Raw genomic sequence first — 18848 nt, forward strand, 5'->3', positions numbered from 1 at the left:
AACAGATTGATGCTGACAGTGCCGTTCCGGGGAATAGCCCTTAAACCATCATGCAACACCCGATATGATAACAAACACCACACGGCATGAGCTGGCCATGCCCGCAGGACAAGGGAAGCGGCTTTCAGCCGCGATAACAGCGCAACGCCACCACCGTCATTACAGGAAGGAACTACAAACCAGATTCTGGTCGTTATTTGCCACTTGTAACCCTTTCTATCAATTATTGAACACGGCCCCGAACTTCAGTACTCTCAAGTCACAGCAGGGATGCCGCCAGACCGTTAATACAACAGTGTCAGAACGACCGACAATAACTCCCCTCCCCGCTTAGCACTCCGGATATAACACCACGCGACTCCTGCCCTGCGTATATAAGGACGGGCGGCAGCGTGTCTGAAAAAACAACACGATGAAGAAGCTGACCGGTCTATAACAAATAACCGAAACTTATGAAGCACAAAGCTTTTGGCCTGAAGCTTTACAAGACAGCCGTACTCTTACACCCGAAAGCACCTGAGGAATACTGGTAAATGAAGAAAATGATTCTCCTGTTGGCATTGACGCTCAGCGGATGTTCGTTCGGATATAACAGTTATGTCAGCGCAACAATGATAACAAACGACACATATCCACCATCAACGAACAACACAGAAGTCATATTCGAGGATAAACCCATTCATCGCGAGTACGATCAGATCGCATACCTTGAGGCAATCGGCCATGAGTCCTCACGTCTGCCAGAGTTGCTGTCATTACTGAAAGACAAAGCAAAATCCATAGGAGCTGACGCTGTTATTTTTATAAAAAAGAGACGCCAAACCAGATCTTCTGGTGACCTGATCATTGATACCATGAGCTTGGCCGCCGGAGAGAGGATTGATAACGATGAGTACGAAGCTCCGGTATTAACCGGTATCGCTATCAGATATAAAAACGAACCGGAAACGGTCAACAACGCTATTCGTTCAGGAGCAGGCACAGGTAGCCAATGAAAAAGACCAGCGATATAGAAAGACGATGAGTGTGATCACTTCGAAAACAATAAAATAGCGACTGGAGTATCAGTGGCAGTCATTATCCTCTTTCTTGCGCACCCTTTTCTGGCAGCCGGGCTCAGGTTTGAGATAAATAACCGCTGGATAAGCCGGGCCTATGAGAACACCGCACAACCCATTATTGATAGCATTCCAGACAATGGATTTTATAAGCACAACTACACTGGCTATCTGGTGTGGCTATGCGGGCAATATTCTGAAAAATGCACCGTTACCCCAGCCCCTGACATGCACCTCAATATTGACTGAGAACTTACCGCGATTCACTATAAGCGCTTAAGCTGACGATTGGCATCCAATGAGACTTTCGACAGAAGATTGCAGAGTGATCAAGGCTGCCGGATAAGCAGCCTGAATTTTTAAGAAATAAACACCATAAAACACGGAGTGAAAATGAAATTACCTTATCTGATACTGTTGTTTTCTCTTACAGTCCCATCCCTGGTTTCAGCTGATCCGGCCTCTGAAAAGGAAGCCACAAAGCTACTGGACTCCATGAAAATGGACAGCATGCTTGAACAATCAATGTCCCAGATGCTTAATCTTCAGATTCAGCAGAACCCTGCTCTCGGGCCGTACAAAGCGGTTATGCTGGAATTCCTCGGAAAACATATGAGCTATGAGAGTCTGAAAGACGATCTGGTAAAAATGTATGCAGAAGCCTTTACTGCTGCTGAGCTGATAAAAATCAATGAATTCTACTCTACCGATGTGGGTCAGAAGGCAATTGAAAAAATGCCGGAACTGATGACCAAGGGTGGAATGATCGGTGCTTCCCGGGTTCAGGAAAACCTTGGCGAGCTGCAGGATATGATTAAAGCTGAGGCCGAGCGACTGCAAGCACAGAAGTAAGCATGCAGGCTGTTACTCCCATAAAGCATTCTGAACCGGAAGGATTGCAGACAACCCGCCAACGGATCTGATCCGTTAAGTCTTAATAAGAAACGGGGAATTTTGTCTCAATTCCGGAATAAAAAAACGGGCCTCATCTGAGGCCCGTTTTTGTTTCAGGCGGCGTTAACAGCAGCCGCTGTTGGCACAGGTTTTATCCCTGTGCCGGGCGGCGTGAGCGGCGCGGTGCGTTGCCTGCCGGACGGCTGTTACCGCCATTGCTATTGCCAGTGTTATTACCGCTGCTGCCGGATGAACGGCGCTGTTCACCCTGCTTTTGCTCACCCTGTTTCTGAGCTGAGCCAGAACGACCAGAACCGGAACGGCTGGCGTTGCCGCCATTTCCATTTGAACGACCGCTACCGGCCGGACGCGGAGCGCGTGGCTCGCGGTCAAAGGTGTCTTTAAAGCCTTTCGGCTGTTTGGCTTTTTTCGGTTTACGCGGGGCTTTCGGGCGCGATACCGGCAGTGGGGTATTGGGTTCAAAACCTTCCTGCACACGGCGTTCAATGCTTTTGCCGATTAAGCCTTCAATACCTTCGAGGTCTTCCAGTTCTTCAGCACACACCAGGGCAATAGCTTCACCACTGGCACCGGCACGTCCGGTACGGCCAATACGGTGTACGTAGTCGGCGGCAACGTTAGGCAACTCGAAGTTAATAACGTGCGGTAATTGTTCGATATCCAGACCACGGGCGGCAATATCGGTCGCCACTAATACGGCAATATCACCGCTTTTAAATTCGGCCAGTGCACGGGTACGGGCACCCTGACTTTTATTGCCGTGAATGGCAGCGGCAGTAATACCACGATCCTGCAGGTGCGTGGTTAAACGGTTAGCGCCGTGTTTGGTGCGGGTAAATACCAGTACCTGTTTCCAGCCGTGTTGTTTCAGCAGGTGGCTGAGCACTTCCGGTTTGCGTTTTTTATCGACCGGAATCAGCCACTGCTCAACGGTGTGGGCGGTGCTGTTACGCGGGCTGACGTCAATTTCTACCGGATCGTTTACCAGGCCTTTGGCCAGGGTGCGGATCTCGTTAGAGAAGGTGGCCGAGAACATCAGGTTCTGGCGGTTTTTCGGCAGCAGCGCGAGGATTTTTTTGATGTCGTGAATAAAGCCCATATCGAGCATACGGTCGGCTTCGTCCAGCACCAGAAATTCTACTTCGTCAAAACGAATGGCTTTCTGCTGATAAAGGTCGAGTAAACGACCCGGACAAGCCACCAGCACGTCCACGCCACGGCGCAGGGCAATCATTTGCGGATTAATACTGACCCCGCCGAATACAACGGCAGAGCGGATATTCAGGTATTTGCTGTAATCAGCAACGTTTTCACCTACCTGAGCAGCCAGCTCACGGGTGGGTGTTAATACCAGCGCGCGGCAGCGGTTGGCGCCGGCGCGTTCGCCCTGCTGCAGTTTGTGCAGCATTGGCAGGGTAAAACCGGCGGTTTTACCCGTGCCGGTCTGGGCGGCGGCCATTACATCGCGGCCAGCCAGTACGGCAGGAATAGCCTGGGCCTGTACCGGAGATGGCGTGGTGTAACCCTGATCAGCAACAGCTTTCAGGATGGCATCGGCTAAGCCGAGTTCGGAAAATTGGGTCATGAGTGCGTGATCTGCTCTGAGAGCTGACATTGCAAGGAGAAATGGCGCGGTGTCAGCAGCCGCGTCCATCCGGGCGGTCGCCCGGCAAGGCAGGTAACAGGTGCATATCCTGCCTTTGAGAGGGGGCGGACTGTACTGGAATTAACAGAGTGAGTCCAGAACAGCCCCGTATAGAAATGTAGCGCTGCGTAATATCCGCCGTCTGTCAGTCATGGTTATCCGCCGCGACAGCGCTATGGAAATTCCGTAACGGGCGGAACACAAAAAACAGCAGAATCAGAGGCATCGATAACAACCAGACGGCGGCGATGATTAAGACCGACCACCATATTTCGCGACTGCTGGCGGCAAACAAGCGTTCTTCTGAAATAACAAAAGCAAGATGTTCACGCGGACTTTGAAAATGGTCAAAAGAGGAAGCGAAAATATAGTGTTCGCGGCCATTAATATGGGTTTTTTCCAGCCGGTTCTGCGACGTACTGTTATGCGCCATGGTAATCAGCTGCTCATAAGGGACAACAGCGGGCATAATTTTGCGCTCATTTTCGTCAGCCGCCAGCCATTTCTCCTGTAAAAACGCCCGTGCCTCAGGTGTGATTGAGGCGAGCACCTGATCCAGTATCGCGGCCAGAGGGGCAAGTTCGTCCTGTAATAACAGTTTCAGTCCCTGCGGTAAAAGCCCGGTACCGGTAACCTGCTTACTGAAACGCAGATCGCCGATAAAATACTGATCAGCGGTATTACGCAGAATCAGTTCCATATCCAGCGCGGCATCTGCCCTGCCCTGTTTTACCGCTTCCAGTGCTTCCCGCGTGTTGGTAGTACTCAGCAGGGTTATCTGCGGATAATTACTGCGGATTACCTGGGCGACGCTCCAGCCGGCAGGAATGGCCAGTATTTTGCCGTTTAACTGTTGCAGGTCCTGAATTGCCGCATCCTGTGCACGCTGGGCCAGAGCATAGGGTAATTGCAGAAATGCCTGGGTCATAACACCGGGCAACGCTTGACGGCTTAATACCGGTTGCAGAATATCCAGCTCTTTGCGACGGAATAACTCCATTAATTCAGGCCAGGCATAACCGTTTACAAACTCAATATTCAGGCCGGTCATTTGCGCAATAAGACGTAATAAATCAATGCTGTAACCGCGCGGCTCAGCTGATACAGCAAAATCAATCGGCGGCCAGTCGGTTTCATTGGAAATCCGTAAACGGCCAAGACTTTTTATGTAGTTTTCCTGTGCTTCACTGAGTGCAAAAGGCCCGGTGTCCGGTAAGCGGTCTTCATTCCATACACTGGAATTACTGGCAATAATTTCACCGCTTTGCTGATAAAGATAAATTTCTCCATCCAGGCTCAGAGGCTGACTGCGCAGATGAGCGGCGAGTGTCGAAAAAGCAATATCAACAGCCAGTACCGCTTTTCCTCCGGCTACACGTATGCTGTAGCTTTGCCCCGGCGCCTGCAGGTGCTGAAATAAATAAGGCTGTGTTTTGTGGACTGTGCCACTTTGCGCACTGGTGAACCACAGCCGCTGACTGGCGTTGTAATCGCTGATTTCTTCCCGGGCAAAGGTCTGTTGCATCTGCCCGTCATAAAACTCAAAACGGCGGCGCCGCTGATCTCCCTTACCTCTAACGCTGATCACCACCCAGCGGTCGGCCGGAGCGGCTTTCAGATGACGGCGTACAGCCTCGCTGCTGTTAAGGTTCACCAGCTCAAATACATCGCCATTGTTAAAACCGATATATACGGCATACATCACCGGATTATTGCGCATCACTTCAGCAAATAATGGCAAGGTCGCCGGATTTACCCAGTCCCCTGCCACCAACTGGGGATACTGGGCCAGCACGCGGGCAGTCTGAGCCGCATTGTTATCGAGGTTTTTGAGGTAATCGCGGGTAGCGCTTGCGGTCTGCTGGTAGCGCGCCATGGCCGAATCAAGCGCCATGGCGCGGCTGAAATAATAATGCAGGCCCAGAGCAACGGCAGCAGTGACCAGTGTGACCAGTATCACCGCCACCACAAGGCGGAACTGCAGTGACGCTTCCGTCTCTGGCAAAGGGGTATCCGTTTTATCCTGCTGCGTCATCTGTGCCTCCCTGCGCTGCCGCTGAGCATCGGTTATGTGTTATTCAGCATAAACCAATCATACATTTCTGCCGCTCAGATCAGCTCGCTGTCGAGTTCCCGTGTCAGGACAGCCTTTACTTTCTCCCTTAACACCTCGGCGGCTTCACGTCCTTCAATGCCTTCGGCCAGTTTGATTTTTTTACCATCGGCCTCAACCGACAAAGAAAAATACTCGGTTTTAGCACCGTTCTGGTTCGTCGAAGACATGCCCATATCCAGAGTCAGCGGGCTGGCAGCACTCACTGCAGCGCTACGCTGATACAGGGCGACACCAAACAATCGCCGTACGATACGAACCCGGCCAGGCTCAATATCGGTTTCCAGCGCCCGCCCTAACCAGAATACGCCAAACCAGGTAACCAGCAGGCCAACCAGTAAAAAGACAGGTCCCATCAGCCACAGCATCAGCTCTCCCTGCATCGCCATATACAGCAGAAAGACGCCAACCCCGTCAAACACCAGGCCAAACAGCAAAAGTCCCAGCGCCATACCGGTATGCCGTCCGGCAGCACTTTCCAGATGCATGCCACTGCCTGCGGCTGTCATGGCAATCTGTGCAGCAGCGCTGGCACTTGCTTCTTCACGCTGCTGCTGATGCCAGGCTTCCTGCTCTTCTGCCGGCATCTGAAATGACGATGTCTGCTGACCCTTTTCTACCGGAATGCTCCAGCTGCGTTCAAACTCAACCTGCAAACGGTTGCTGTCGCGCATCGCCCGGCTGTTATCCACCCGCGGATTACGTGCCGCGGCAACCGGCACACTGACAATACCCTCGCAATGCAGATTCCACTGAATACGCCCCCGGTAACCGGACGCTGAGCCACTGCCCGGTAAATCAGCCGGCACATCAAACAGGGCATGCACATTACAGCCGCCGTTATTCGTCTCACAGTGCGCACGGCCTTTGCTCTGCCATATAACATCGTGATGGGTCTTACTCTCTTTGCCACTGCCGGTGCTGTAGATATGCACACAGGTTAACCGCACCTGTGGCGACCCGACCCACTCACCGCTGGCCAGATGAAAATATCCACCCACCTGTCCGCCGGCATGTCCGGGTAAAGGATCCGGATAAAAAAGTGTCTGACCAATCTGCAGATAGCGCTTGCGCATACGCAGTGCGGCATAAATGGCACCACTTCCCACCAACGGGAAAATAAGCCCGAGCAAAACTTCCGGTTCACCATCCTGCAGAGCATCCACAATAACGAACAACAGCGGCGCAGATATCAGAACAAACAGACAGCCAATAAACAGCAGAATTTTATAACTGCCCCGCTGATCACTGGGAATTCCGGCGCGCGCACTATCCAACTGCTCACTGCTATTACTGCTGCGGCCGCCCATAAACATAATGCCGCCGCCCACTGCCATAAATACCGCGCCGAAAATACCGCCAAACACCAGCAGTCCGGTACGCAGGGTACGGTCGAGATAGGCTTCCTGTGGCTCAGCAGGATTCACATAAGCCTTAACCTGATTGCGCTGCTGCTCCGATTTAAGACGCGAATAAAGCTCTTGCCAGAAATCCCCGATATTGTCCGAACCGCCGGTTAAAGCCACACGGTCGCTGTGATAAGTACGGCCATTAAACTGGTATTGATAGCGTGCATCGACACTCCAGGTCACGCTGTCATCACCATGATGCGTGCGTAAATCCAGACTGGTAATCGTCGCCGGAACCTGTGCCCAGTCGGCAGTTTCGTAATAACGCAGCAGATTACTGCCCATGGTAAAAGCCGCAACGGCAAAGCCCGCGGCAAAAAAGATAAAGCCGAACAGCATCATACCGACGCTTTTCCCGGATTTACTTTTCTCGGTGGATTCTCCGCCTTTACTGCGGATGTTCGATGAAGTCGGCATAGGTATTCCCTGACTCTATAATTAAATGCCCGGTATGATGAGACAGTCAGCAACAAGCTGCAACGCAGAATCTGCTTTTCTTATCATCAGTGCGAGCCAGATCACACACCAGAACACAGGCGCTGCAGAATGCGTGCTGACCGTACACTTTTTCTGCTGAAAAATTAAACGGCTTCCGGGTTTTACCGCGCGCAGAACTGTGGCAGGCTGAATGCCTGATATGACACAGGGAATGTTCCTATGAATGCCGTACGCCGCTGGCTTGCCCACCCGCTGATTGTTATTGCAATGGCGGTTATTTATATCATCTCGCAGAGCCTGATTGCGCAAACCCTGCAGCAAGGAGATGCTGAAGCCTTACTGTTCCGCTTTCAGTTCTGCTACCGTGCTGATGCCTTTAATGCGCTGCTGCACAGTATCAGTGATGCGCAGTTAAATGCCATGCAACAGCATTTTGCTTACGATCATCTGCACCCGGTCTGGTATGGCCTGCTGGCACTATCACTGACCAGCTGGCTGTTTAACCTGAATGCGTTATCCGCACGCTGGAACCTGCTATTGTGGCCTGCCGTGCTGATGTCTGTTCTGGATGTGATTGAAAACAGCATTCACGAACCCTGGTTTAATATGCTGAGCACGCCCAGCGATCCCTGGGTTATGATTGCCGGCCTCAGTGCCACATTAAAATGGACACTGGCAGCACTTTATCTGGGCGGAGCCATCGCACTGGCTATCCGTTATTTCAGTCTGCGAAAAACACTCAGCACAGAACAGCCGGGGTCATAGCCCTCTGCGGAGTAACGGACTGATGCATGTTCCACCACCTGATATCCGGAGTATTACCATGAACGTTTTAAAGCCGGTTCTGACTTTTATCCACCGGCCTGCCATTGCCCTGTGTCTGGCTGGCCTGCTCAGCGCCTGCAGCAATGATGAAGTTGGCGATGTTTCACTGGGTTTATTTACCCTGAAAGACATCAAACTTAATGTCATGACCGACCCACTGGTTCCGGGCGTTACCTGCCATGTTGCCTCTGTTGAGGCTGATCTGAGTTTTTCCGATCCCAGCGACAGTGCAATTTCCTGCCGTCAGACCGGTGAAATTACCGCCGCCATGATTGCCCAGATCGATAAAAGTAAGTCCGGCGACGTGGTATTTAAAAAATCAAAAAGTATTTTCTTTAAAAATATGAAAGTTCGCCGTATTTACGATGCCGAAAGCCAGACCCTGATGTACCTGTCTTATGCCACTAAAGAAACATCCGGCAGCTTTAAACACAGCTTATCAACCGTGCCACTGTGGGGAACGCAGGCGTACAACAGTGCACCGCAACCGGTTCAGAAATAAGGTATACACAATAAAAAAGGTCCGTCATTGACGGACCTTTTCGTTCAAAACCCAGACGCTGGCTTATACCTTATCCGCCGTTTTAAATTCAAAATCACTGGCATCATGGCGCTCATGCAGCTGCTCGTGCGGCTCTCCCCAGGTACGGTTAACCATACGGCCACGCTGCACTGCTGGACGCTCAGCAATAGCATTGGCCCAGCGCAGTACATGGGTGTATGTGTGCGCTTCAATAAATTCTGCCGCGTCGTATAAGCCACCACGTACCAGCACGCCATACCAGGGCCAGATGGCCATGTCAGCGATACTGTATTCGTCACCACAGATAAATTCTTTATCCGCCAGATGGCGGTTTAATACGTCAAGCTGGCGCTTGATTTCCATGGTGTAGCGGTCGATCGGATACTGATATTTTTCTGGCGCGTAGGCATAAAAATGACCAAAGCCACCGCCTAAAATCGGCGCACTGCCCATCTGCCAGAACAACCAGTTAAAACACTCGGCGCGACCTGCGGCATCGGCCGGAATAAAAGCATTAAATTTTTCAGCCAGATACATCAGGATGGAGCCGGATTCAAATAATCGCTGCGGCGGATTAACACTGTGATCCATCAGCGCCGGAATTTTGGAGTTCGGGTTAACCTCAACAAAACCTGAGCCAAACTGATCACCTTCAAGAATATTAATCAGCCAGGCGTCATATTCGGCATCGCTGATTCCAGCGGCCAGCAATTCCTCCAGCATAATACTGACCTTAACCCCATTCGGCGTCGCCAGTGAATACAGCTGCAACGGATGCTTGCCGACCGGCAGTTCCTTGTCGTGGGTCGGGCCGGCAACAGGACGGTTAATATTGGCGAATTTACCGCCATTACCCGCCTGCCATTGCCAGACTTTGGGCGGGATGTAGGTTGATTGGCTCATAAAATATCCTCTGCCATAAGTAAGTTAGCGGCCCGGGGCCTGTTAACACTGATTGAACAGGCCCAGAGGCAGCCCTGCATCATTCAGAGCTGCCCTGGCGGACATCAGTGTACGCGAATACATCGTACCGATAATGCACAATACTGATACGCTCTGTTCAATATCATGCCCCTGCAACTGCGGCAATGTTACTGATGGTGACCTGCCTGCATCCCGCTCATCAACTCTGTATTGACTCCTGCCGGCACCATAACAGCACCAGCCAAAAGGCGGAAATCGCTCAACCATTGTGCTGATTTACAGCAGCCTCTCTGTCTTGTATCGCGCAGGCGACCGAGAGTATATCGGTTCCATTACCATCAGGGCTGTGGCATGTGCACAGACCTGTACCTCACCTACCGACAGGGAGTATTCACTATGAGAATCGATAACCTTTGGCGTATCAGAAACAACACTAATGACACCACCTGGGCATGGATTTTTAATGCTAATGAAACTGTCTTCAGTTTTGTCAAAGATGGCCATCTGCATAAGCTTTCTCCGGGTGACTTTATCGACATAGAAATTGGTCTGAAGACAGCCAAGATTGGTTTTCGTGATGGTGAAACGGTATTTAACGCATGGCACAGCCATCCTGTTGCTGTAGATACCGACCGGGATGTCAGCCTGGAAAAAGGTTCGGATATGAAGTTCCGTATAGCCTTTCCGGAACACGCCATGTTTGACCGAACCTCCGTCACGAAAAATGTTCAGTTTATGAGCCCGGCTGAAACCAATGATCTGGCCCGCATGATTGTACTGGCCGGATTAGGCAAGATCCCGCAGGCCGGAGGTATTATCAGCAGCATTGTTGGTCTGATCTGGGCTGAGCAAAAACCCACAATGGAAAGCCTGATCAAACAATCTGAAGCACGGATGAAATCCTGGGTCCGCGGTCAGATTGATATGATAAAACGTGAAAACCTGAAGAATTTTTCCATCGGCTTAAGCAACAATCTGCAGGAATATATGCTGGCCAAAACACCGGCGGCAAAACAGGAAAAATTGTCTATCGTTATCAGTCACTTCGGCGACAAGATGCCGTTTTTCACCAATGAAAATTATACCGTAGGAACTCTGGCCGCCGGTGTCGAGGTTGCCAGTATGCACATTGCCCTGCTGCGTGAGCGTATTATTTTTGCCAAGCAACTTGGTATTCCCGATGAAGAACGGGACGGTCATATTCAGATTCTGGATGAAAAAATCAGCGCTTATCAGGATCATGTTCTGAACATCGCCATCCCCGCCGAAATCAAATGGCGCATGGACAATATTGACAGAGAGTCCATTCCGCACTCAGGTGGCTACAACCATTACTTGCGTGATCACGTCAGCCGTCAGATCTTTGCTTACGCCGATAAAGTTATTGGCTATAACCGTAACAGCCATAACTCGGTGGTTAACCGTAATTATTATCTGCGCCAGGCTCAGGCCAGCTACACCAATTCGTTGCTGACGAACGTCGGTGACTCTGCCCGTCTCTGGTCGTTATTAAAGGGTAAACCGGAAACCCTTCAGCCTGTCGCTCTGGATCGCCTGACCTGGGTCGGCCCCTGCACGGGTTTAGTACATAAGGGAGGAAATCAGCATGGCGCCGTTGAAGATGTCAAAATGGAAACCCATGGTGACATTGCAGAAGTCATTGTGCGCGCAAAAGATGAAATCAATTATCTGAAACTGGTGTACAGAGACGGTTCAAGTAAAGCCATTGGTAAAGCAAACGACGGCTCCGAATATAAAGTAACGTTAAAAGAAGGCGTCTATATCACGAAGATTGATACCTGGTGGGACTGGGAACTGATGGCCATCAGCTTCCATCTGAGTGATGGCACTGTTACTCCGGTGCAGGGTAAAACCAAAGCGGATATGTCCAGGCAGATTGCCAGTCTGGATAACCACATCATGTCCGGCTTTAAAGCAGAAGGAAATCCAAATGCCAAAATCGGTAATGCCTTGTCTTTCGGCTTTGTACCGCACCCGGACTTTTATCAGGTAAAAGACCAGCCGAAACCTTTACGCCACAACGAACCGGCTGAACAGGAAAAAGTGCCGGTTAATCTGTAAAACAGCCGGGAACGGCGCTAAAGCATCAAAGGGCGGAAATATTTCCGCCCTTTTTTGTTACTGCTGCCAAAAACCGGCTCAGGCCAAACGCTGGTACAAATCCTTAAGCAACTGCGCTGTTTCATCCCAGCCAATACAGGCATCGGTAATTGACTGGCCGTACTGCAGCTCGCCTTCATCGTTCTGGCGTCCGGCCTGAATGAAACTTTCCAGCATTAAACCCAGAATACCGCGATTACCGGCAGCCCGCTGAGCCACCACTTCCTGGGCAATCGCCACCTGGCGTTCGTGCTGTTTGCAGGCATTATCGTGGCTGCAATCCACCAGCACTTTGGCGTGGCAGTTGCCTTTTTCCAGCTCCGCCAGAGCAGAGGCAATTGAGCTGGCATCGTAATTGGTAATGCCACGGCCGCCACGCAGTACCAGATGCGTGTCCGGGTTTCCCGGTGTGTCGAGCATCGCCATCTGACCATCCACATCCACGCCCAGCGTATGGTGGCTGTGGCGCGCAGAAATCATGGCATTTACGGCATTGGCGGCCGAACCATCGGTGCTGTTTTTAATGCCCACCGGCATTGGCAGATGGCTGACCATTTCACGGTGAGTCTGCGATTCGGCGGTGCGTGCGCCGATGGCGGTCCAGCTCACCAGATCGTCGAGGTAGCGCATCACCAGCGGATTCAGTGCTTCGGTGGCCAGCGGTAAACTCAGCTCTGCCAGTTGCAGCATAATGCCGCGCGAGCGTTCCAGCCCCAGCGCCATATCGCCTTTACCGTTACGCTCCGGATCGTAGGCCAGCCCTTTCCAGCCGATGCTGGTACGGGGTTTTTCCACGTAGGCGCGCAACACAATCAGCAGGCGGTCGCTCAGCTGCTCGTTCAGCGCCGCCAGACGGCGACCGTAATCCAGTACTGCCGCTTCATCGTGAATGGAACAGGGACCGGTGACGATCAGCAGACGGTCATCATTGCCATTGAGCAGATCGCGGATCTGCTGACGCTGCTGGTCAATCTGCAATGCCAGCGCTTCGTTAAGCGGCAGATCGGCCTTGAGCTGACGCGGTGTGCGCAACGGCCGTACCGCCGGATCATTGCTTTCCTGCTGAGCGGTGGTTTGTGTTTCTGTCAGTTGTTTGCTTTGTGTTTGTACGTTCATGGTGCTGTCCTCAATAAGTTTGTTGTCTGTAACACTCAGAATTGCGGCCAATAGCGACCGCCGCTAAATCGGCGGTACTGATGCAACAAACAAACAGCGGACTGAGCTTTCATGACATATTCCTTAAATTCTGCAAAGCCAATAACAAAAAACCCCGAAAGGCGGACTGCCAATCGGGGTTTTCCGGTGGCAGTCGGTTCTCACCGGACTGCCTTAACTGCATGATGCAAATTAAGCGCGGCCCGGCTCCTGGCTAAAATAGCCATAACCAAACCACCAATATTTAACGTTCTGAACAGCAGACACAGCGCTGCCTGCTGCAGAAGCAGCATGGGCAGAGAGCATGTTCAGTACGCGGGAATCAGTATTCATAGCGCTTAATACTACGCCGAAAGGCCGACATTTCAACCCCGCAGCGCGTTTCATCCATGACAATTTTATGAAACAGAGTCATTAACCGGCCACCGGCTGCGGCTCTTCAGCGTCACCCATGGCGTCCAGATCAGCATCAACAGGGCTGACACTTTCTGTCGCTGGCATGGCAATTACGGTCACATTGAAAACCGCCAGCGCCAAGCGTACCCAGGGCAACAACAGGTAGAAGACCGCCAGCAGTATCGGGTTGTCGTAGTAATCGTTGATGTAGAAAAACAGCTGCAGACCAAAGAATAAACCAGGCAACAGTATGGCCAGAAGGATGGTCTTCAGCGGACTCCAGCCCATATTGCGCAGGCGCTGAACCAGAAACCAGAACGCCACAATCACGCTCACAATCAGTACCAGAGCAAACCAGACCAGCAGCTGTTCCTGACGTGACGACGAATAACCATAACCGTTGCTGTAACCAAACAGCGCTACAGCTCCGGCAATCAGCAGCAGCGCTGCCACCACACCCAGCACCGTACAGCGCCAGAAAAACTGAATACTGTTGAGCTGCTCTTCAGCCGCATAGCGCGGATTCATACGCAGCAACGGATGCTGTGGCTGGCTGACGCTCAGTGCCGGGCGGAACAGCACATAAATATGAAACAGCAACCAGCCTGCACTGATACCCATCATGGAGAACATCATCACTTCAGATGGCGAGCTGTTCATGTTGATATTCGACATATAAGGCACCATCGACAGCAAACCGTAATTCAGCAAGCCAACCGGCACCATCAGCCAGCGGCCAAACATACGGCAGGCCAGAATGACACTCAGCACCAGCCACAGCGGATCAACCAGAAGATTAATGGAGAAGAAAATCCACATCAGCTCAACGTAGTCGGAATAAGGACCGTTAAACGCATAACCAGAATCCGGGAAGACATAAGCACCGCCGGCATGTAACGCGCCCTGTATGGCGAACAGAATAAAAAACGCCAGCATATAGCGGTCACGATCAATGCGTCCGTCAAGAACAGCGGTTTTTTCGCCGCTGTATTGGTCACGCCAGAACAGGTCTTTTAATAGCAATAACATGATAAATAATCCTTTTATCGGTGTGCCGCCGGCAGCTCAGGAACTGCACGGACAAAATGGGGCAGAATAAGCACTCGTCTCGGTATGACCGCTGCATGGCGGCTGAATGACCGCTGCATTCCCTGCCCGGCATCAGAAAGACGGTACAAAATATAAAAATCCCGGCGGTTGCCGGGATTTTTCAAAACAATGCTGATTACACTATTTATTGCCTGATCAGTAAAGATCAGGCTTCGGCAATAATCACCGCCCGTAATGGTGCCGGATAACCTTCGGCAGTTTTATTGCGATCCTGCGGATCGAGAAAATCCGCCAGCGAATTAAAGTGCATCCAGTCGGTGGTGCGCTGCTCATCCAGCGAGGTCTGATTCAGATCCACCACCCTTGCGTTTTTAAAGCCAACACGGCGACACCAGAGCAGTAAGGTTTCGGTGCTGGGAATAAACCACACGTTGCGCATCATGGCGTAGCGGTCTTCCGGCATTAATACCTCTCCCAGCGCGCCATCAATCACCAGCGTCTCCAGCACCAGCTCACCACCGGGGCGCAGCGCATCTTTTAATTCCTGCAGATGATCCACCGGCGATTTGCGGTGATACAGCACGCCCATGGAGAACACCGTATCAAAGGCTTTTAAATTGCCCGGCACGTCTTCCATTTTCAGCGGTAATAAATCGGCGCGGGCACTGTGACCTGCAGCCTGAAGATAGCGTTTATACGCCTGAAACTGCATCAGGAATAAACGTGACGGATCGATACCAATCACCCGGTAAGCGCCGGCACCGAGCATGCGCCAGATGTGATAACCGGAACCACAGCCAACATCCAGTACCACACGGCCATCCAGCGGCGCCAGATGCGGAGCCACCCGCTCCCACTTCCAGTCGGAGCGCCATTCGGTATCGATGTGTGTGCTAAAAAACTGAAACGGCCCTTTACGCCAGGGAATCAGCCCTTCCAGCGCCTGCTGTAATTGTTCCTGCTGAGCGGCGGTGATGGCATCGCTGCTGAGGGCAATATCATGGCGATTTAGATCGGCCTGAACCTGCTCAATAACAGGTAGCTGTTGCAGGGCATGTAACCAGCGCTGCTGATCGCCGTGTTCTTTTTCCTGCAGCACCAGTTCCAGCTGACGCGGTAAAACCTCCTCCCAGGGCGCCAGTTTGCCTTCACGCATAAAGGCCAGCACATCATCAAACCAGTGCAGAATATCGTCACGCTCTGTCATTATTTAACCGCTAAAAAGGACACAAAATTAAAACACTGATACCAGCGGATCACCTGACGGAAGCCGGCGGCTTTCAGACGCTCAATATGCGTCTGTTCCGTTTCCGGAATCAGTACGTTTTCAATCGCGCTGCGTTTCTGGGCAATTTCCAGATCGGAATAACCATTGGCGCGTTTAAAGTCGAGATGCAGTTCGTCCTGCAGCAACTGCTCTTCAGCACTGAAGCAGAGTTTCTCCGACAGAATCAGCGCCCCGCCCGGCAGGGTCGCATCGGCAATTCTGCTCAGCAAAGTCAGACGCTGCTCGGGGGCAATAAACTGCAGCACAAAATTCAGTGCCGTGACCGAAGCATTTTCCAGCGGGTATTCAAGAATATCGGCACAGGCCATGGTAACCGGCACCTGACCTTCGTCCAGCGCCACATAATGCTCGGCACGCTCAATCATCGAGGCCGAATTATCCAGACCGATAATCCGGCAGCCCGCGGCGCGTTCACCCGCCGCCTGTACACCATGACGCATCGCCAGAGTAACCGCCCCCAGCGAACAGCCCAGATCGTACAGACTGGAACCCGGCTGCGCATAACGGCCGGCAATAATGCCGGACATTGCCACGGTTTCGGCATAGCCCGGCACGGAGCGTTTGATCATGTCCGGAAAGACACGTGCGACCGCGCTGTCGAAGGTAAAACTGGCGACCTTCTGCTGCGGGGTATTAAAGATGGTATCGGGCTGTTGATCGAAGTCGGACATGGCAAACTGACCAGATTCTGTGCAGGGGGCGCATTCTAACGGATGGACACCGGAGCGGCCAGCACTGGCCGCTACCCGCTGACCTGTCAATCAGACTCAGAGACTTCATCCAGCAATAACTGGCCATCCTGTTCCAGCGCTTCTTCGGCCAGATCACGCGACAGTTCTTTTTTCGCCCGTACGCCCAGCTGTAAAAACTTCTCACTCAGGCTAATCAGGTTGCCTCGGCCGCTTTTCATCGAGTTCCAGGCATCGTCGTAGCTCTTCTGCACGGTATTCAGCTGGCTACCGACTTTTTCAAATTTCTCCACCACGATCACCAGTTTCTCATACACCTTAGCCGCCTGGTCAGCGAGTTTTTCGGTGCTCTTACTGCGCCGTTCAATGGCCCAGATACTGGCCACCGTGCGCAAGGTCGCCAGCAGTGTGGTGGGGGTTACCACCACAATACGGCGTTCAAAGGCTTCGTTAAATAAGGCTTCGTCCTGCTGAAAGGCCAGCATAAAGGCCGGTTCAATCGGCATAAACAGAAAAACAAAGTCCGGCGAATTAAGCCCCGACAACTGCTGATAAGCTTTGTCACTTAAACTGCGGATATGGTTACGGATAGCATCCACATGGCGGCGAGCGGCAGCATCGCGCTCAATATCGCTTTCGGCATTAACATAATCGGTATAGGCATTGAGCGAGACTTTGGAGTCGACAATGATGTGTTTCTTTTCCGGTAAATTAATAATCACATCCGGACGATAGGTTTTGCCCTCATCATTCTGATGGCTCTGCTCGCGCAGGTATTCTTCGCCCTTACGCAGGCCGGAACGGTCGAGTACGGTTTCCAGTACCATTTCGCCCCAGTTGCCCTGCATTTTTTTCTCGCCGCGCAATGCGGTGGTTAATGCATGGGCTTCGGCGGTAATCTGCTGGTTCAGTTTATGCAGATTTTCGATCTGGGTTTTCAGCTCGGTGCGGTCTTTAACGTCGTTGACATAGACGTCGTCGACTTTTTTACGCAGCCCTTCCAGCTGATCTTTAAACGGCATTAATAATGAGTTCAGACCTTTCTGACTCTGCTCGCCGAACTGTTGCTGCTTCTGCTCGAAAATTTTATTCGACAGGTGTTCAAACTCTTTCAGCAGCTGCTCTTTGTTCTGTTCCAGCAAGGCTAATTTTTCTTCCGCGCTGCGTTGTTGCTGTGTCCGCGCTTCCTGCTCGGTCGCCAGTTGCTGTTGCAGCTGGTTTAACTGCTGCTGCAATTGCTGTTGTTGCAGGTTTTGCTCCTGACGTTGCTGTTCCAGCTGTTGCGCCTGCTGCTGCAGGTTTTCGCTGCGCTCCTGCCAGCGCGCCTGGGCAACACTCTGCTGCTGCAGCTCCTGCTGTACCTGTTCCAGCTTCTGTTGCTGCGCATCCAGACTCTGCTTCAGCTGGCTGTTCTGCTGCTGGTATTGCTGTTCTTGCTGCAACCACTGCTGCTCGCTTTGCTGCCACTGCAGTTGTTCCTGCTCCAGTTGCTGCTGGATTTTCTGTATCTGTGCCCGCTGATAAAACCAGGACACAGCGGCAGCAGCCGATGATAACGCCAGCGCCGATAAAGCCAGCTGGATTAACGAAAACTCAAACATAAAACCTCATCAGATGCAGACATAAACATCAGTTAAAAATGTGCACGTACGCCGGCAATAACACTGTCAGCGTCAATATCGTTGAATTCGGTGGTGGAATATTCGGCGAACAACACCACGTCGTGCTGGTTGGGCAGCGGAAAATTAAAACCAGCGCTGCGCATGGAAGAGCAGCCATCGTCAGACCAGGGCTCCAGCACACCGTTCACCGCCGTGCTCCAGCAATGGCGACCATAACGCACCCAGGGGCCGACGCCATTGGCCAGCGGTAAACGCAGGGTAACATCCCAACCGGCGCTGATACCGTCGAACTGTGGGCTTTCGGCATTCTCGTTAATGTTTTTATCGCCCCACAGCCATAAACCCAGACCGGTGCTGACTCCCGGAATCCATTCAATGCCGCCTCTGGCATATACCAGATCGGTCAGCAGGGTATCAGACTCACCATCATCGGTACGCTCTTCCGGAATACTCTGGGTACTCAGCCCCAGCGCCAGTGCGGCATAGCCCTGCGGCTGCCAGGCCTGTGCCGCCGCTGGCACGAACAGCAGGCTCAGCAGCAGGAACATCAGGCCTGTGCTGTACCGGCCTTTCATCGTGTTGTCATCGGAATACATCATGTTCAGTCCTGTTGTTACTTAGGCCATCGGGCCAAATGAGCCGTCGCCATTTGCCACCCTGCGCGCCAATCTGTGCTG

16 protein-coding genes are annotated in these 18848 nt (G+C 52.1%); 6 read left to right on the top strand and 10 right to left on the bottom strand.

The annotated features are described in order from the left end of the window. Window positions 1–533: 533 nt before the first annotated feature. From HUF19_RS13375 to HUF19_RS13385, 3 genes are all read left to right on the top strand, one after another. Window positions 534–995: a hypothetical protein gene (locus HUF19_RS13375; RefSeq protein WP_260997080.1), complete on the top strand. Its 462-nt coding sequence runs from the start codon at window positions 534–536 to the stop codon at window positions 993–995. A 72-nt stretch (window positions 996–1067) separates the two neighbouring features. Continuing rightward, window positions 1068–1307 carry a hypothetical protein gene (locus HUF19_RS13380; protein WP_260997081.1) on the top strand — a complete coding sequence of 80 codons (240 nt, stop codon included), beginning with the start codon at window positions 1068–1070 and terminating at the stop codon, window positions 1305–1307. A gap of 276 nt (window positions 1308–1583) precedes the next feature. Next, window positions 1584–1910 carry a DUF2059 domain-containing protein gene (locus HUF19_RS13385; RefSeq protein WP_260997082.1) on the top strand — a complete coding sequence of 109 codons (327 nt, stop codon included), beginning with the start codon at window positions 1584–1586 and terminating at the stop codon, window positions 1908–1910. A gap of 193 nt (window positions 1911–2103) precedes the next feature. On the opposite strand, the gene HUF19_RS13390 is transcribed toward HUF19_RS13385, so the two are convergent. From HUF19_RS13390 to HUF19_RS13400, 3 genes are all read right to left on the bottom strand, one after another. Beyond that, window positions 2104–3558: a DEAD/DEAH box helicase gene (locus HUF19_RS13390; protein WP_260997083.1), complete on the bottom strand. Its 1455-nt coding sequence runs from the start codon at window positions 3556–3558 to the stop codon at window positions 2104–2106. Window positions 3559–3763: 205 nt separating this feature from the next. Further along, window positions 3764–5653 (bottom strand): transporter substrate-binding domain-containing protein, encoded by a 1890-nt coding sequence (locus HUF19_RS13395; protein ID WP_260997084.1) that lies wholly within the window; start codon window positions 5651–5653, stop codon window positions 3764–3766. A 74-nt stretch (window positions 5654–5727) separates the two neighbouring features. Then, complete coding sequence (locus tag HUF19_RS13400) at window positions 5728–7557, bottom strand: DUF3592 domain-containing protein (protein WP_260997085.1); 1830 nt, start codon at window positions 7555–7557, stop codon at window positions 5728–5730. A 240-nt stretch (window positions 7558–7797) separates the two neighbouring features. On the opposite strand from HUF19_RS13400, the gene HUF19_RS13405 reads away from it, so the two are divergent. Then, entirely contained in the window at window positions 7798–8343 is a 546-nt protein-coding gene (locus HUF19_RS13405) for a hypothetical protein (protein WP_260997086.1), read from the top strand. A gap of 58 nt (window positions 8344–8401) precedes the next feature. Then, entirely contained in the window at window positions 8402–8905 is a 504-nt protein-coding gene (locus HUF19_RS13410) for a CreA family protein (RefSeq protein WP_260997087.1), read from the top strand. 63 nt (window positions 8906–8968) lie between these two features. Here the strand turns inward: HUF19_RS13410 and yghU are convergent, their stop codons facing one another. Continuing rightward, window positions 8969–9829, bottom strand: coding sequence for a glutathione-dependent disulfide-bond oxidoreductase (yghU, locus tag HUF19_RS13415; protein ID WP_260997088.1), 861 nt, complete (start codon window positions 9827–9829; stop codon window positions 8969–8971). A 417-nt stretch (window positions 9830–10246) separates the two neighbouring features. Between yghU and HUF19_RS13420 the strand changes: the two genes are divergently transcribed. Further along, the gene (locus HUF19_RS13420; protein ID WP_260997089.1) at window positions 10247–11932 is read left to right on the top strand and encodes an insecticidal delta-endotoxin domain-containing protein; all 1686 of its coding nucleotides are present in this window, start codon (window positions 10247–10249) and stop codon (window positions 11930–11932) included. 78 nt (window positions 11933–12010) lie between these two features. Here the strand turns inward: HUF19_RS13420 and HUF19_RS13425 are convergent, their stop codons facing one another. The 6 genes from HUF19_RS13425 to HUF19_RS13450 form a co-directional block, all read right to left on the bottom strand. Then, the gene (locus HUF19_RS13425) at window positions 12011–13087 is read right to left on the bottom strand and encodes a 3-deoxy-7-phosphoheptulonate synthase (RefSeq protein ID WP_260997090.1); all 1077 of its coding nucleotides are present in this window, start codon (window positions 13085–13087) and stop codon (window positions 12011–12013) included. Window positions 13088–13540: 453 nt separating this feature from the next. After that, window positions 13541–14551, bottom strand: a complete 1011-nt coding sequence (locus HUF19_RS13430) for a DUF4153 domain-containing protein (protein ID WP_260997091.1) — start codon at window positions 14549–14551, stop codon at window positions 13541–13543. 226 nt (window positions 14552–14777) lie between these two features. After that, on the bottom strand, window positions 14778–15779 hold the full coding sequence (gene cmoB / locus HUF19_RS13435) for a tRNA 5-methoxyuridine(34)/uridine 5-oxyacetic acid(34) synthase CmoB (protein ID WP_301332380.1): 1002 nt from the start codon (window positions 15777–15779) through the stop codon (window positions 14778–14780). Further along, a complete protein-coding gene (cmoA, locus tag HUF19_RS13440; RefSeq protein ID WP_260997092.1) occupies window positions 15779–16531 on the bottom strand; it encodes a carboxy-S-adenosyl-L-methionine synthase CmoA in 753 nt (250 codons plus the stop codon). The genes cmoB and cmoA overlap by 1 nt, the downstream gene beginning before the upstream one ends. 86 nt (window positions 16532–16617) lie before the next feature. Next, on the bottom strand, window positions 16618–18150 hold the full coding sequence (locus tag HUF19_RS13445; protein WP_260997093.1) for a DNA recombination protein RmuC: 1533 nt from the start codon (window positions 18148–18150) through the stop codon (window positions 16618–16620). 32 nt (window positions 18151–18182) lie between these two features. Further along, window positions 18183–18770 (bottom strand): porin family protein, encoded by a 588-nt coding sequence (locus HUF19_RS13450; RefSeq protein WP_260997094.1) that lies wholly within the window; start codon window positions 18768–18770, stop codon window positions 18183–18185. Between the last annotated feature and the right edge of the window lie 78 nt (window positions 18771–18848).

Source organism: Thalassolituus hydrocarboniclasticus, assembly GCF_025345565.1.
Classification (GTDB): Bacteria; Pseudomonadota; Gammaproteobacteria; order Pseudomonadales; family Oceanobacteraceae; genus Venatoribacter; species Venatoribacter hydrocarboniclasticus.